The sequence below is a fragment of the Mesorhizobium sp. RCAM 06353 genome, from assembly GCF_059683585.1.
On sequence record NZ_CM185031.1, the window covers coordinates 4,686,802 to 4,699,181 of the forward strand.

A 12,380-nucleotide genomic window follows, 5' to 3' on the forward strand; every position below is an offset into this window, starting at 1 on the left:
CATGGTGCCCCGGCAAACGTTTCGGTGTGAACGGTGATTTCCTCGCTTTTTCAGAGTGCTGAACGTTGGGCTCCAGCCACCACTGGTCAGAACGGCGAGTTGCTTTTCACTGCGGATTTTGCCCTGGAACTGGGTAGGCTGCACCTTTCAGACCACGGGCATGAAAGCGAAGCCACGACAGGACTTACCTCGGATCGCTTGAAGCAGATCCTGCAGAACCCTGAGTTGCGGCTGGCTCATGAACTCGTTCCCGAGATCATCGCGGAATATGCGTTGAGAAGGCTCTCCCCTCCCAAGGATTTTGAATATGTACTGAGCGACCGGCATGGCCGGACCCATGGTTTTAAAGTCGCCCGGCACCCGGTATTTCAACCGGTTCATGACAATCTCGCACGCGAGCTGCTGCCTCCATCCGCTGTGGAGACCATCGCAAAAGCCTCCAGCTACGCAGACGCGATTTCCAAAGCATTGAACGCGGGCGAGAAGCTGGAAAATCTGTCCGTATGCGTTGCCCCGATTGGATTGGGCCTTCACCAAGGCAAGCTTGAGATAAGATAGGATTGCAGAACTTGACCAAATACGTCCTCGCAATCGACCAGGGAACGACATCGACCCGGGCGATACTGTTCGACGGTGAGATGAAAGTCGCCGGCAGCGGGCAGAAGGAATTCACCCAGCACTATCCGGCCTCCGGCTGGGTCGAGCACGACCCGGAAGAGATCTGGGCAAGCGTCGTGACGACCGTGAAGGCTGCGCTGAAAAAGGGAGGCTGTGAAGCATCCGAAGTGGCGGCGATCGGCATCACCAACCAGCGCGAGACCGTCGTCATCTGGGACAGAGCGACGGGCAAGCCGATCCACAACGCCATCGTCTGGCAGGACCGGCGCACCGCGCCGCTCTGCCAGAAACTGAAGAAGCAGGGTTTGGAGAAGAAATTCACGCGTAAGACCGGCTTGCTGCTCGATCCCTATTTCTCCGGCACCAAGATCGCCTGGATGCTCGACAAGGTGAAGGGCGCGAGGAAACGCGCCGAGAAGGGCGAATTGCTGGCCGGCACCATAGACAGTTTCTTGATCTGGCGGCTGACCGGCGGCAAGGTCCACGCCACCGATGCCACCAATGCCTCACGAACGCTGGTCTACAACATCGCCGAAAATGCCTGGGACGACGAGCTTTTGGGCATTCTCAACATTCCGGTAAAAATGCTGCCGGAGGTCAAAGACTGCGCCGATGATTATGGAGTGACCGAGAAGAATCTGTTCGGCGCCGAGATAAAAATCCTCGGTGTCGCCGGCGACCAGCATGCCGCGACCATCGGCCAGGCCTGCTTTGAGCCCGGCATGATGAAATCCACCTACGGCACCGGCTGCTTCGCGCTGCTCAACACCGGCAGCGATCTGGTGCGTTCGAGGAACCGGCTCTTGACCACCATCGCCTATCGGCTGAACGGCAAGACCACCTATGCGCTGGAAGGTTCGATCTTCATTGCCGGGGCGGCCGTGCAATGGCTGCGCGACGGCATCAAGGTGATCGGCAAGGCCGAGCAGAGTGGCAAACTGGCCGCCGAGGCCGACCCGACGCAAAACGTCTATCTGGTACCGGCCTTTGTTGGATTGGGCGCGCCGCATTGGGACGCCGAAGCGCGCGGCGCCATCTTCGGACTGACCCGCAATTCCGGTCCAGCGGAGTTCGCGCGCGCCGCACTCGAATCCGTCGCTTACCAGACCCGCGACCTGCTCGATGCCATGCGCAAGGACTGGAAGGGCACTTCGGCCAAAACGGTGCTCAGGGTCGATGGCGGCATGGTGGCGTCGGACTGGACCATGCAGCGATTGGCCGACATTCTCGATGCCCCCGTCGATCGTCCGACCATTCTCGAGACGACCGCGCTGGGTGCGGCCTGGCTCGCCGGCTCGAAAGCCGGCGTGTGGCCGAAGGCGAAGGAGTTCGCCAAGAGCTGGGCGCTCGAGCGGCGGTTCAAGCCGGAGATGGATATCTCCACACGATCGGCCAAGCTGGCAGGCTGGCGCGATGCTGTGCGCAGGACCTTGAGCGCATAAGAAAAGGCCCGCGCCGTTTCCGACACGGACCTTGTACTCAGACTTATCGGCTACTGATACTCGCCTGGATCAGTAAGGAGAACGGCATTCCTGACGCGGACCGTAATTCGGCTGGAATGTGTTGTCCGAAGAGCGGTAGCTGCGATAGCGGTCATAGCACCACTGCACGTGCGAGTTGCCTTCGTAGACGCGGTTGTTCTCGTTGTTGATGATCGCACCGGTGATCAAGGCACCAGTCGCGAATGCCGCGAGCGGGAACCAATAGTCGCCGTGACGGCGATAACCACGGTGGTAATCGCGATAACCGCGATGGCCGTTCCAGTAGCCGCCGCCATCATTGGTTTGGGCAAAGTTACGATTGGCGCCCATACGGCGGTTGCCGAAATTGCGGTTGAACTGGCGATTCTTCATCCACGGCTTGTAGTCAACGGTCTGTACATCGCTCGAAGCTGATGCCGCTTGCGGCACAAACATCTGCGCCGCATTGGCCGGCATAGCTGCGGCAGCGGCAAACGAAACTGACAGGGTGGTCGCCAGTATACCCGTAACGATCTTGTTCATTGTCTTCTCCTTCGAAAGGGTGATTGACGTCCCTTGTGGCGAGACAACGAGCGATGCACAGGATGGTTCCTCGCAAAACACCAAGTTGCTGATCTGTAATGTTTCTCTTGCCTGACACCAGCACTGCAAAGTGCTCTGCCAATGGCTCTGCCAAGCTTATATCTCGCTTCATCGAAGTGGCCGTTCGGGCAAGTCGACGATGCCGGAAAAGCTTGGCTCTCCGATCCGTTTTTTCCGGTTGACCGGTTGAGCCACTCTCCCTATGTTCCGCGCAATTTCGAGGGCGGCCTTTTCAAGCCCGCGGGAGCGCGTAGCTCAGCCGGTAGAGCAACTGACTTTTAATCAGTAGGTCATGGGTTCGAATCCCATCGCGCTCACCAAAAACTCCATACAATCAATGCTTTATGAAAGGTCTGGGTAGCTTTTTTGTGCCTAGCGAAAGCGTGTCCGCGCTATGTCGGCAAAATAAGGGGCAGTGCAGAGCGTTCCATCCAAGGAAAGTTCGACCCCAACTTAAGAACGCGCTAAAATAGAGAAACGGCGTTCGCGGGGCGGCAAGAGAGATGGCGGGACCTCCTGAATTTGATCGCGAGATGGCGAAGCTACGGTTTTTGCTGCGTCGAGGCGATATTAAACAGGAGCATTTCGACCTAACTGAACGGGTGCTCCGTGGCAAATATGGTTTGCCTGTCGCCTCCACAGAACATCAAGTGCAGGTTATCGATACCAGCAAACCCCTGGAGATGCCGGCCGCCCGGCAACAATCGAGCGCCGAGACACTAGTGGGCGGAATTCTGCTGTTGGTTGTGTTTGTGCTGTTTGGGTTCCTGTTCAAAAGCTTTATGGGTCCCTCAAAAAGCGAAGCGGAACTAGCGGACGAACATCGTAACGGATTCCACTGCCTGTCTGCCTGGGACGGATCCAACTCTGCACTTGTCACCAAAATCAAGGAATCGCTACGAGACCCAAACTCATTCGAGCACGTCAAAACACAGATCACACCGATTGACTCCAGCGGGAAGCACACAGTCATAATGGAGTACCGGGCTCGTAACGGTTTTGGCGGAGTGAACGACGAATTCGCGACCGGGACTATCAAGAATTCTGACTGTTCGCTTGTCGATTGGACCGAAAAGTGAAGCCCGCCACCGTGAGGCAGCGGGCTTGCGCGGCGGAAAACTTTTCCGTTGCGTTCAGCAAATGTGCTGTATCAGGGCCAGCGCGTCGAGATCGGCAATGCCGCTTTCGCCAAAGTCCATTTCCGGTGCATCGCCTCCGTCTTGCTCGCCATCGAAGAAAGAGACATCGCGAGCCGTGCCGTAGTCGGCCAGGGCAAGGTGCTGGTCGGTCGCGCTTGACCATCCAAGGGACGGCTCGTGCTCGTCGCCGCTTTCCTCCAGGTCGGCATCGTCCATTTCGCAGTCGTCGTTGAGGCCGCCAGCTTGCGGACCTCGATCCGTCCAGCCGATTGATGGTTCGTCGTCGGCTGTATCCTCCAGATCGCAATCGGCCTCCATGAAATCCAAAGCGGTGATCAGCGACATAGCGCGGTCCAGAAGGTCATTCAGACGTTTCTCGACCGACTGGCGCCATTCGCGCGGGTTCATGCCGTCTGGCATCCCCAAGGGCTTTAGGGTGCGGACGTGAGTGTTCATCGACCCTTCCCCTCATAGCTCTTGATGATGGTGGCGGCATGGTCGGAAAGCTTGTTGGCAGTGCGCAGCATGAGCAGCGCAAGGCGGAGACGAAAGATGCGGCAGATAGCGGGCACAGCTCCGCCAGGTGCCGGAACATGGGTGTTCGGCAATGGATTTCTCCCAACAGTTGTGATACTTACACTTGTGAAATTAGCACAAGGGTTAGCAGTTGTGAAGCCTGCACAAGTGAGAATGGCCAGAGCGGCCCTAAACTGGTCCCTGGCCGATCTTTCAAAGGCTGCTGGAGTTCACCGCAACACGATCTCAAATTTTGAGACTGGCAGGTATGGCGGCTCGGAAGATGCGCTTGCCGCGATCGAGCGCGCCCTCGAATCTGCCGGCGTTGAGTTCATCCCCGAGAATGGCGGCGGCGCCGGGGTGAGGCTTCGCAACAGGGCGACCCACGACGATCCTAATCCCCAATTCGACAATGTCCCCTACGGGCTCTACGAATTTGCGAACAAGCACGGCTTGCCGCTCAGTGTGGCAGAAGTCCTCTTGCAGTCGAACGGTCCATCTCGCGCAAAATGTGATGCCGCTGCCCAAACATACCTCAGGTTCGTCAAGCCAAACTTGGCGACGGACGGCAGCGCCTAGGCTTGAGAGCATTACCAGCGCGGCATGCTTCCCTGCCCGCGCCTCTGGTGAGAAAGAGCGAAGGCGGTAAGGTTCTTATATTTCCTTCAACTTAAGTAAGGGCAGGACTAAAGTCTTGCACCCTGCCAGCTAAGGTCTGACGTTACCGCTTTAGTTCCGCGAATGTCCGTTGGACGTTCCCTTACTTTAGCCAAGCGTTATATTCGCCATTTGGTACCGTTCACACCTTGGCGCTACCCAGCCGTAGGAGGCCGCACCGGCGCTGTCCGCAAGCGCGATCCCCGGAGGGAACGAAAAGTGAAAAACTCGCTCGTCTTTCCGCTGGTCCGCTACTGCGTGATTGCGGATAGTTGCAAATGGCCTGAACAAATCAAGAATCGCGCGCTGCCCAGGCGCTTACCGAATAGGCCGGCGCAATACCCCATCCAACTGCACCGGCCACACGGGAACTGACAAAACCCGTTCTAAAGGCATTCTACCGGACATTAGCAGTCCCTTAAACGAGACTGAGTACCCAATGTCGCTGGGCACAAAGTCGCAAAGCATGCGCTAACGTCTCGCAAGCCGCGATCAATTAGCGCACGCTAAATTAGGTCCGGAGAATTTTAACGGTTCGTTGACCGCGCTGTCCTAATTTTGGAACAGCGCGGTCAAACCCCAAACCCGGGCTGCGCGGGCGGCTCCGGCATCCAAGCACCCCCGCCCAGTGTCGGAGCCGCTACCATACCATTCAAATATCAGAAATGGTTGAATTAAATGTTACCCACTGTGCTTTCCAGTGCGCTTTCCTAGTCGTTAGACTTTGATGGAATAGGGGATTCACATCGAATCCGGTTCGATCTAGAATCGGCCCATGGACACGATCTTCGATGACCTATCCAGAGCCCTCAGAGCGCCCCGTGTAGACGCCTGGAGGCCTGTCCGCGCCATTGTCCTGGACTTTGCCGGCAAGCTGCTGATGGGCGTAGCTATCGGGCTTGGCGTAGGCATTGGAATGGCAATAGCGGGTTGACTGTCGGCGCAGGTTAGATAATTTTCGTTCTGCCTTGAGAGAAGCGGCCCGGGGCACCTCTGGAGAATCAAGCCGCGTGATAACCGACGATGGGGGAGCCCTTACGCTCGTAGACAACGAGCAGCACGGCTGCCCAAGCACAACTCCTAACAACAACAATCCGGCTTCCACGCCCCGTTCAGCGGCGTTGCGGCCACTAAAAAACATGGAGCAAAGTGATGACCAAAATTGTCGAATATCAGGATGGTGACGTGACGGTTCTATCGCGGAACCCGTTGCGAGGCGCACTGGAACTAGTGACCGATGACGACGACACAACCGTCCTAGAACTGGACAGGGACAGCGCCGAGTGGCTGGTGTCGGCTCTCCTCGAGTTTCTCATGGAAGGCAAAGGCCCAGAAACGCCAAAGATGACTGTTGAACCGAGCACTGACGCCGCCAAAAGTCGCGACCAAGTGCTAACTGCCATTTTTGAAGGTATCCTCGCGGCCTATCAAGCGACGCTCTATGAAAACAATGATCCGTTTGACAACTGCGCGACCTTTGCAGAAACGGCCTTGGCAACGCTGGAATCTAGTGGCTTCAAAGTAGTGCGCTAACCCAAATTGCTGCCTGCACGGCTCTGGGCGACCGTGCAGGTATTGCCTCAATAGGTTGATCAGCGCAGCGCCTCGCACGGCCTCGCGATAGTCCTAAAAACGCAAAACCCCAAGCCGGGGCCTGGGGTGTGCTAGGGACGTATCCCGTCGCGGTGATAGTGTCTATATGTTCGAGTCAGGGTAAAAAGTCAAGGGGGGCACCGTGCCTATCAGATCGGCGCTTTATGTCGACGGGTTCAATCTTTACCACGCTGTAAAGGACCTAAATGATAACTTCTTGAAGTGGTGCAACCTTTGGGGACTAGGTGAAATAATCATTCCGAAGGTCTCGGAAAGGCTGGTGAAGGTCGTTTTTTGCACCGCCTACTACCCAGGAGATCCCGAAAAGCGTTGGCGGCATGAGCAACTGATGAACGCGTTGCGAAATGTAGGAGTCGATTGCGTCATGGGTCATTATATTCATGAGGAACGCGATTGCCGGGACTGTGGTCGAACTTGGCAACAGCCAAACGAGAAAGCGTCCGATCTCAACCTTGGCCTATCGCTGATTACAGATGCCTGGAACGACGTTTTCGACCGCGCCTATCTACTCACGGCGGATTCCGATCAGGCTGCCACGGCTAGTTTCCTACGGCAAACTTTCAACGCTAAAAAGTCATTGGTGACTGTCTCGCCGCCCGGTCGAAATTTTTCGGCCAATATTACGAAATTTAGCGAAGGACGCATTGCCCTGACTAGGGAACACATAGAGCGGTCCGTTTTTCCTGCCACCGTTTTGGGAAACGGCCCTCCCGGTCGTCGGCCGCGCGAGTATGATCCGCCAGCCAATTGGGTCCATCCCGACAGCGTGAAGGCGAGCCCCCAGCAGCCATCAGCCGACAATTAGATATAGCGTTGCCGGCTCGGGAGGTGACAGAGCGTCATACTCTGCTTGGGAAAGAGTGGTGATGCGCTCGATCGCCGATGTGACAGCCGGGAAATCGGCAGGGGTGATGTCGTAGCTGACGGCACTGGACGGGACGCACCGCAACATATGCCTGGTCCAGCCTGGGAACGGGCCGATGGTCGTATCGGCTGTGAACGTCGTTTTCGTTCCAGATGATGTATCGCCAGGATTGTCGCCAAGGCGTTCGATTGATCCCGAACCGCCCGTGATCGAAATCACATTGTAGGCAGGGAGGCTGATGACCTCATTGCCGCCGATGGGAAGCGTTTTCATGCATTCACCTCTTTCGTTGCGCCGTGCATCAGGCACTGCCCCTCGGGTCTGCCGTGGCGAGGCCCGCAGCGAGTGCACGTTCATTCATGTCATCGGTCGCTCCGGCGAGCTGGATGACAAAATCTGACACCCATTCCCTGCACATCGTGAAGCGCTGAATGGTGCCGTCCGGCATATAGAACTGGAAGGCCAGATAAGCGCCGTCGTCGGAAGTGCCCAACCAATAGCGCTTGATCACCGCATCGTCGAAGCTCCCGAACTGCGCCTTGAAGGCCTTGCGGTTTTGCTCGACCACCTCAGCGAACTCAGGCGGTGCCTTCCACCATTTCTCGGGCTTATCGACCATTGACTGCCCTCAGGCCATCGCGAACGGCGCCGGCAAGTTGCGTGCGCATGGCGGCTAGGCTGTCCTTGCTGACATTGGCGCCGCCTTGGATGGTGATTGGTATCGAGATGCTGATCGGGCGCCCGTCTAGGCTGCTGGCGGAGCCTGTGCTTGACGTTCCCGGCCTCACATCGGCGAACTGGTCAGGCCGCGCAATGATCACCTTCTCGTTTGGATTCTTGAAGAACTCGACCTTTTGCGTGTCGCTGCCACCGCCACCGATCATGCCGCCAGTATCGAAGCCATAGATAGCCTTGTGGCGCCGCGCCTCGCTCTGAGACATCGCCACCTGCGTCTGCGCCAGCGTGTTCTCATAGTCGTTCGCGCCAGCACTGCCGACCGACGTTCCGCCACCGCCATAGACGATGTTGCGGGCTATCTGTTCCGGGGTAGCGCCAAGCCCTTGGGAGCCATACCCAATGTTTCCGCTCCCCACGATGCCTGCGGCGGCAAAGTTGGATTTCCACGTTTGAAGAACCTGCATGTATTGCGCGCGGAGTTGATCAGCCTGGCTGCTGCTGGCCGACGAGCCGCCGGAAGACAAGCCAGACGAGAGCCCGGAACCGCTGGCAAGGCTTGTGGCCTTGATCTCATCGAGCAGTTGGGCCGTCTTCCGCGTGTTCGCCTCGATGTTCATCTGAAGCTGCCAAATGCGGTCTTGATCGCGGGTGGCTACCTGTCCGGTGAAGCCGGATTGCGGATTGGCAAGGGCCATTGACTGGGCATTAGGGATCACCGTGCCGGCGCTGGATGGAATGACAAACTCCGGACCGTGCTCGCCGACCAGATAAGGCATGCCGGGTACGATAGGACCGCCAGCGGCGCGCGTGCCACCAAAGCGGGTGACATTGACCGTGCTGGTGCCGCTGCCGTAGCTTGACCCGCCGCCCGTGTATTCGCTTCCCATGTACTGGGAGGAAACCTGATTTGCGGTGATAGACGGGCCAGACTGCGCGCCAGCCGCAGCGCCGTAGCGCGTCACGCCGACATTGCTATAGCCGCCCGTCTGGTTCGGCACGCTGTATTCTGACTGCGTGCCGCTGCCGATTTGCTGGGTGCGGATTGTGATCGTCACGGTCTTGTTCGGGAGAGCAAGAATGTTGTCGTGGAGCGCACTGACAGTCGAATTAAGCTGCCGAACCTTGATCTCGCCGCTGACGATGCTGTCGAAAAAGGCGTTGATGGCAACGGGATCGCCACCTTGGGCAAGAAGGCTCTGACGCAGCAATTCTTCGCTGTCGTGAAGTGTCTTTACCGTTCCATTGCCGTGATCGTAGGCGGCAAAAAGCTTGTCGATAGATGTTACCGTGCGATCGATGGCATCCCTTGCCGCATCAGCATTGCCGGCGAATCCTTTGCCAAATACCTCATCGATTGACTGATGCGGCGCTGCCTTAAGCTCGTCTGTGATTTTCTTGATTTCGGCTTGTGTCGAATGAAGCGTCGTGACGGTCTGCTGAAGTTCTCCCAACTGGGAAAGCTTGGCGTCTTGGAACGCCCGGGAGACATTGACGACCTGTTGCTGCATGGCGCCGAACTCGACGGTAACGCCGTTTGCAGACTTGCCGATACCGCCAATCGCTGAAGAGAGACCGTTAGCGCTGCTCGTCGCGCGTCCGAAGTTGATGTTTTTCAGGTCGTTGAGACCTTCCAGGGCGTGATTGGTCTGGATCTGATCCACCACGTCCTTGGCAAAATCGCGCAATGGCGTCGAATTCAGGATCGCCATCACGTCCTTGAGGTGCTCAGCATTCTTGGCCGCCAGATCAAAGGCGGCAGGATTGGCAAATCGGCCAAGATCCACATGCTCGATTTTGGGCAGAATGCCCCCGAACGTGTCGCTTAGGCTGTTGACGGCATCCCCAACCCGGTTGACCGCTTCTTCCATCTTGGAAACCAAGGCATTTGCGGCGCCGACCGCTGCGGCCTCTACGATTGTCGGCAGGTTGCCCCAGATGAACGCCATATCCGAGCCGACTGCGCGAAAGTCATTGATGGTCCATTCGGCCAGGTCAGTTGCTGCCGATTTGAGTTTGTCAAAGGCGTATTTGCCGGCCTCCCAGATTGCATCGAAGGCCGAACCGACGGAACTGGACCCGAGATCGTGGCCAAGCGTCTGGAAGATTGCGCTGAACGTCTCGCCAAACCCAACAGAGCGATGCTCGGCCTGTTCAGCGGCATCTTTGATATCCATAAACCCGGTGACAACGCCGCCCAATGCTAGGGCAAAGCCACGGACCAATGGGCTGTTGGCGACAAAGCTGGCGACCTTGCTTGTGGCGGTTGAGATGGCGGAGCCAACTGTGCTGAAGATCGCGCTAAACCCGCCAGGGCCACTCGCCGCATAGCTCAGATGGTTCATCTGCGCGGTCAATGCCTGCAACGGCGAGACGCCGAGCAAAAGCTGTTCGGTAAAGCTACGCGTGGCATGCATCAGAGCCATGGTCTGGGTAGTGCCGAGGCCCAGAGCCGCACCGTGGGCGCCCAAAGCGCCGGTATGGCCCTTGAGGACGCCGATGGCAGCAAGCGTTTCCTGACGCTCGCGGGAAACAGCCGCAGCGGCCTCGACTTCCGAAATCGCGCCAAGCTTGTTCGCAAGCCGGATTTCCTCTTTGACAACGAGGTAGTCGCGCGTGACCTTGAACAGCGGATTGTATTTGGCGCGGATGTCATCGAGCGCCGCGCCATAGGCTTGGATATCCTCATTCCTTGCAGCGCCACCATTGACCATCTGCAAATTGGAGGCGGCGAACTGCTGATTGGCCGCAATCGCGCGCTGCATGTTGGCGGTGGCGACGTTGGTTTCAGCGGCGAGTTTTCCAACGGAAGCCGAAGCGGTCGCCGAGCTTGTGCCGACTGTGGAGATCGACCCGCTGGCCTTTTCCGATTCCCCGGAAAGCTTCGTCATGGCGCCGGATGACGTCACCGCAATGCCGGTCATCTTGGCCAAAAGCGCATTGGTCTGGTCGACGGCAGCGGCAATCTTGGCAATGGCAGCATCGGTCGCCGAATTGCCGCTGAGCTTCTTCGATACCTGCTGATCGAATAGGTCGGCCATCTGCCTGGCCTTGGCCAGCGCAGCCTCGAATGCGCTAAGATTGGCGCCGACTTCTACGACGACTGAACCGGCTGCTTCCTGTCCCATTGTTGGTCCCCTCTTAAGCCGCTGCGGCCAGACGCGCGCCAGGATTGTCGGCGAGGTATTCATCCTGGTTGGCGTAGAATTTCCCGAGGGCGATCTCGTCGGCGGTAGCCGCCGGATAGGTGCTGCCGGGGACGACTTTGACGACCCGGTCGCCCTCCTTCACCAGCCAGGGCGTGATGAAGGCCTTCTTCTCGAAACGATCGAACGCACGTTCGTCCAGGCCAGTGGCGGCCCTGATATCGTTACGCGCAACGAGCATTGCCGCCTGCGCGGCTTCGGCGGTTTCCTCCGCCTCTCGAATCTCTGCGACCTGGGCGCCAAAACGGCGCTCAACCACCAGATCGCGAAGCTGCCCGAACTGCTCATCCAAGAGCCCGGACAGGACGCCCGGAGCCGAAAGAACCGCATCCACGATCCTTTCGTCCCGACACCCACTTACAAAGGCCATACGCTGCCCGGGGTTCATCTCCCGGATCATTCCGCGAATTTCCTGCCGCTCCAGTGCAGCGGCAATGTTGCTCGGATCCGGCGCCGGGATCGAAATTGCCGCTCTTGCCGTCTTGGCATCGGCGAAGGCCTTTGCAATCGGCGCGTATGCCACCTTCAGGCCCGGGATATACGTCTTGGCGGCCTCGTCCATCAGGACCTTTTCACGTCCGACCTTTGTAAAGCTTGGATCGCCCTTGATGGAAGCGGCGCGCTGGCCAAACCGATCGGCTACATCAAGGCAAAGGGTCGCCGCCTGGCGAAGCGCATCGTTGTTGATGCGGGATACAATCTGCTGGGTGCGAATGTTCATGACCGGCCTCTCAGGCTTTCACGCTGTTGATCAGCTCATTGCCGCGCGCACGGCTGGCGTCCTGCCAGTTCATCCCGCCATCGGGCGCGAACTGCCCATGACGGAGCGGCCACGGGATGGAATCGGGGATGCCGAAGAACGACCGAACAGGCGTCGGGCCAACGGGCACGTTCTTGTTGTCGAGCGCCATGTCATGGCCGGCCAGGTCGATGAACGCTGCCTGCAACTCTGTGAGCGCGGCGGCGTAGCGGGCGCCGGCTGCAACGTGGCTTTCGAGTAGTTCGGATGGTTTCATTGTCATGATCT

General features: G+C 58.0%; 13 protein-coding genes and 1 tRNA gene. 7 read left to right on the forward strand and 7 right to left on the reverse strand.

The genetic code is table 11. The features are described 5' to 3' along the window. Positions 1-33: 33 nt before the first annotated feature. Both AC56QX_RS22540 and glpK read left to right on the forward strand, forming a co-directional pair. Positions 34-558, forward strand: a complete 525-nt coding sequence (locus tag AC56QX_RS22540; RefSeq protein ID WP_497110707.1) for a hypothetical protein — start codon at positions 34-36, stop codon at positions 556-558. An 11-nt stretch (positions 559-569) separates the two neighbouring features. Continuing rightward, a complete protein-coding gene (glpK, locus tag AC56QX_RS22545; RefSeq protein ID WP_497110709.1) occupies positions 570-2,060 on the forward strand; it encodes a glycerol kinase GlpK in 1,491 nt (496 codons plus the stop codon). Between the two features lie 69 nt (positions 2,061-2,129). Here glpK and AC56QX_RS22550 read toward each other — a convergent pair whose 3' ends face one another. Next, positions 2,130-2,621 (reverse strand): BA14K family protein, encoded by a 492-nt coding sequence (locus tag AC56QX_RS22550; protein ID WP_497110710.1) that lies wholly within the window; start codon positions 2,619-2,621, stop codon positions 2,130-2,132. Positions 2,622-2,925: 304 nt separating this feature from the next. On the opposite strand from AC56QX_RS22550, the gene AC56QX_RS22555 reads away from it, so the two are divergent. Both AC56QX_RS22555 and AC56QX_RS22560 read left to right on the forward strand, forming a co-directional pair. Next, positions 2,926-3,001 (forward strand) — tRNA-Lys (locus AC56QX_RS22555). A gap of 183 nt (positions 3,002-3,184) precedes the next feature. Beyond that, entirely contained in the window at positions 3,185-3,760 is a 576-nt protein-coding gene (locus AC56QX_RS22560) for a hypothetical protein (protein WP_497110711.1), read from the forward strand. A 54-nt stretch (positions 3,761-3,814) separates the two neighbouring features. Here the strand turns inward: AC56QX_RS22560 and AC56QX_RS22565 are convergent, their stop codons facing one another. Then, complete coding sequence (locus tag AC56QX_RS22565) at positions 3,815-4,276, reverse strand: hypothetical protein (protein WP_497110713.1); 462 nt, start codon at positions 4,274-4,276, stop codon at positions 3,815-3,817. Between the two features lie 96 nt (positions 4,277-4,372). Here AC56QX_RS22565 and AC56QX_RS22570 point away from each other — a divergent pair, with 96 nt between their 5' ends. From AC56QX_RS22570 to AC56QX_RS22580, 3 genes are all read left to right on the forward strand, one after another. Then, positions 4,373-4,915 (forward strand): helix-turn-helix domain-containing protein, encoded by a 543-nt coding sequence (locus AC56QX_RS22570; protein ID WP_497110715.1) that lies wholly within the window; start codon positions 4,373-4,375, stop codon positions 4,913-4,915. A gap of 1,230 nt (positions 4,916-6,145) precedes the next feature. Next, positions 6,146-6,526, forward strand: coding sequence for a hypothetical protein (locus AC56QX_RS22575; protein ID WP_497110716.1), 381 nt, complete (start codon positions 6,146-6,148; stop codon positions 6,524-6,526). A gap of 202 nt (positions 6,527-6,728) precedes the next feature. Then, positions 6,729-7,412 (forward strand): NYN domain-containing protein, encoded by a 684-nt coding sequence (locus AC56QX_RS22580; RefSeq protein WP_497110718.1) that lies wholly within the window; start codon positions 6,729-6,731, stop codon positions 7,410-7,412. On the opposite strand, the gene AC56QX_RS22585 is transcribed toward AC56QX_RS22580, so the two are convergent. From AC56QX_RS22585 to AC56QX_RS22605, 5 genes are read right to left on the reverse strand one after another with little or no spacing between them, the layout of a single operon-like run. Then, positions 7,398-7,745: a phage upper tail fiber protein gene (locus AC56QX_RS22585; RefSeq protein WP_497110719.1), complete on the reverse strand. Its 348-nt coding sequence runs from the start codon at positions 7,743-7,745 to the stop codon at positions 7,398-7,400. The genes AC56QX_RS22580 and AC56QX_RS22585 overlap by 15 nt on opposite strands. Positions 7,746-7,773: 28 nt before the next feature. After that, entirely contained in the window at positions 7,774-8,091 is a 318-nt protein-coding gene (locus AC56QX_RS22590; RefSeq protein WP_497110720.1) for a hypothetical protein, read from the reverse strand. Then, positions 8,081-11,275 carry a hypothetical protein gene (locus tag AC56QX_RS22595; protein WP_497110721.1) on the reverse strand — a complete coding sequence of 1,065 codons (3,195 nt, stop codon included), beginning with the start codon at positions 11,273-11,275 and terminating at the stop codon, positions 8,081-8,083. The genes AC56QX_RS22590 and AC56QX_RS22595 overlap by 11 nt, the downstream gene beginning before the upstream one ends. 13 nt (positions 11,276-11,288) lie before the next feature. Next, positions 11,289-12,074 (reverse strand): hypothetical protein, encoded by a 786-nt coding sequence (locus AC56QX_RS22600; protein ID WP_497110722.1) that lies wholly within the window; start codon positions 12,072-12,074, stop codon positions 11,289-11,291. A 10-nt stretch (positions 12,075-12,084) separates the two neighbouring features. Further along, complete coding sequence (locus AC56QX_RS22605; protein ID WP_497110724.1) at positions 12,085-12,369, reverse strand: hypothetical protein; 285 nt, start codon at positions 12,367-12,369, stop codon at positions 12,085-12,087. Positions 12,370-12,380 lie beyond the last annotated feature (11 nt).

Excerpts from the sequence above, each read along its gene's own strand:
- AC56QX_RS22565 (WP_497110713.1), bottom strand. The coding sequence starts at position 4,276 with ATGAACACTCACGTCCGCACCCTAAAGCCCTTGGGGATGCCAGACGGC.
- AC56QX_RS22575 (WP_497110716.1), top strand. The coding sequence starts at position 6,146 with ATGACCAAAATTGTCGAATATCAGGATGGTGACGTGACGGTTCTATCG.
- AC56QX_RS22585 (WP_497110719.1), bottom strand. The coding sequence starts at position 7,745 with ATGAAAACGCTTCCCATCGGCGGCAATGAGGTCATCAGCCTCCCTGCC.
- AC56QX_RS22570 (WP_497110715.1), top strand. The coding sequence starts at position 4,373 with ATGCGGCAGATAGCGGGCACAGCTCCGCCAGGTGCCGGAACATGGGTG.
- AC56QX_RS22550 (WP_497110710.1), bottom strand. The coding sequence starts at position 2,621 with ATGAACAAGATCGTTACGGGTATACTGGCGACCACCCTGTCAGTTTCG.
- AC56QX_RS22605 (WP_497110724.1), bottom strand. The coding sequence starts at position 12,369 with ATGAAACCATCCGAACTACTCGAAAGCCACGTTGCAGCCGGCGCCCGC.
- AC56QX_RS22560 (WP_497110711.1), top strand. The coding sequence starts at position 3,185 with ATGGCGGGACCTCCTGAATTTGATCGCGAGATGGCGAAGCTACGGTTT.
- AC56QX_RS22600 (WP_497110722.1), bottom strand. The coding sequence starts at position 12,074 with ATGAACATTCGCACCCAGCAGATTGTATCCCGCATCAACAACGATGCG.
- AC56QX_RS22590 (WP_497110720.1), bottom strand. The coding sequence starts at position 8,091 with ATGGTCGATAAGCCCGAGAAATGGTGGAAGGCACCGCCTGAGTTCGCT.
- AC56QX_RS22595 (WP_497110721.1), bottom strand. The coding sequence starts at position 11,275 with ATGGGACAGGAAGCAGCCGGTTCAGTCGTCGTAGAAGTCGGCGCCAAT.